This window comes from Gluconacetobacter sp., assembly GCF_047721585.1.
In the GTDB taxonomy this organism is placed as follows: Bacteria; Pseudomonadota; Alphaproteobacteria; order Acetobacterales; family Acetobacteraceae; genus Gluconacetobacter; species Gluconacetobacter dulcium.
The window spans coordinates 4,881-6,650 of sequence record NZ_JBDNXE010000170.1 but is presented as its reverse complement, the minus strand read 5'-3'; the positions used below and the strand labels follow the sequence as shown (position 1 = coordinate 6,650).

General features: G+C 71.7%; 2 protein-coding genes. Both read left to right on the top strand.

Annotation, left to right across the window (positions count from 1 at the left end):
- Nucleotides 1-1,309, top strand: a 1,309-nt coding sequence (locus ABF821_RS19185; protein ID WP_415531237.1) for a 3'-5' exonuclease, incomplete at its 5' end; no start/stop codon positions are given.
- A 68-nt stretch (nt 1,310-1,377) separates the two neighbouring features.
- Nucleotides 1,378-1,704: a thioredoxin TrxA gene (trxA, locus tag ABF821_RS19180; RefSeq protein ID WP_114729005.1), complete on the top strand. Its 327-nt coding sequence runs from the start codon at nt 1,378-1,380 to the stop codon at nt 1,702-1,704.
- The last annotated feature ends 66 nt before the right edge of the window (nt 1,705-1,770 follow it).

Below are 1,770 nucleotides of genomic sequence, written 5' to 3'. Positions count from 1 at the left end.
GCTGGGGCCGGAGGCGGCGGAGCCGGTGGACGAACTGCTGTCGGCCGCGCTGCGCTACGAATCGCTGCATCCGGCGTCGCTTCAGGGGTTCCTGCACTGGCTGCGGGCCTCGCAGGAAACGGTGAAGCGCGAGCCCGACGCGGCGGCCGACATGGTGCGGGTGATGACCGCCCATGGCGCCAAGGGGTTGCAGGCGCGGCTGGTGATTTTGCCCGACACGGTGGGGGCCGCGAAATGCGATGGCGGTATCGTCTGGGGGCGCGATGGCGTCTCCGGGCTGGAGGTGCCGGTGTGGGTGCCGCGCGCCGAGATGGGGGTGGACGTGACCGGCGCGTTGCAGCGCACGATCCGCGAGGCGGCGGCCGAGGAATATCACCGGCTGCTCTATGTGGCGCTGACGCGGGCCAGCGACCGGCTGGTGGTCTGTGGCTGGCAGCAGAAGCGCACCGTGGCCGAGGATTGCTGGTACAGCCTGTGCCGGCAGGGGTTCGAGCAGGCGGGGGCGGAGGAACGGCCGTTCGATCTGGGCTGGGAGGGGACGCGGCTGGTGCTGGAGGCGCCGGCGGCCGTGCCCTCGACGGAGACGCGGGCGGCGCGTGCCGAGGCCGTGCCAGCGGCGCTGCCGGACTGGATGGGCAGCGCGCCGGGGTGGAAGGCCACGCCGCCGCCGGTGGAGGCGGCCCTGATGCGGCCGCTGGTGCCCAGCCGGCCGGACGATGCGCCGCTGGGGCCGCAGCCGGCCGTGCGCTCGCCGCTGGCCATTGCGCAGGCACGGCGGCCGGCCGCGCGCGAGCAGGCGTTGCGGCGCGGCGAGATCGTGCATGCGCTGCTGCAATATCTGCCCGATCATCCGCCCGCGCGGCGGCGGGAGGTGGCGCTGGCCTGGCTGGCGCGGCCCGGCAACGGGCTGGACCCGGCCGAGCAGGCGCGGATTGCCGGGCAGGTGCTGGCGGTGATGGACGAGCCGGCGCTGGCCCCCCTGTTCGGCCCCGGCAGCCGGGCGGAGCAGCCGGTGGCCGGTGTGGCCGGGGGCAGCGTGATCGTGGGGCAGGTGGACCGGATGGTCGTCTGCCCGGACGCGGTGCTGCTGTGCGACTTCAAGACCAACCGGCTGCCGCCGGCGGACGTGGAATCGACATCGGTGCTGTATCTGCGCCAGATGGCGTCGTACCGGGCGCTGATGGCTGCCCTCTATCCTGATCGGCCGGTTCGATGCACCCTTGTCTGGACCGAGGAGGTCCGGATCATGCCGTTGCCCGATTCGCTGCTGTTGCGGCATGCGCCCGGCGCGGTGCCGGACGGACCGTAACTTGAATCCCGGTGGTCCGGCGCCATGTGCAGGCAGAGGGCCGCCAACGAAGCCCGAGGAGTGATGTGATGAGCGAAAATACCGTGGCCGTCAGCGATGCCACTTTCGAAAGCGATGTCCTGAAGGCCGAAGGGCCGGTGCTGGTCGATTTCTGGGCCGAATGGTGCGGCCCGTGCAAGATGATCGCCCCGGCGCTGGAAGAGATCGGCGCCGAGTTCAAGGGCAAGCTGACGGTTGCCAAGGTGAATATCGACGACAACCCCAATACGCCCAACGCCTATGCCGTGCGCGGGATTCCCACGCTGATCCTGTTCAAGGACGGCAAGCCGGCGGCGACGAAAGTCGGGGCGCTGCCCAAGAGCCAGCTTAAGGAATGGGTCAAGAGCAGCATCTGAGGCTTTGACTGGCGGGGGAGGGGGGGGGGGGGGGGGGGGGGGGGGGGGGGGGGGGGGGGGGGGGGG

Bases quoted from the DNA above. Each gene is read 5' to 3' on its own strand.
- trxA (WP_114729005.1), top strand. From the start codon at position 1,378: ATGAGCGAAAATACCGTGGCCGTCAGCGATGCCACTTTCGAAAGCGAT.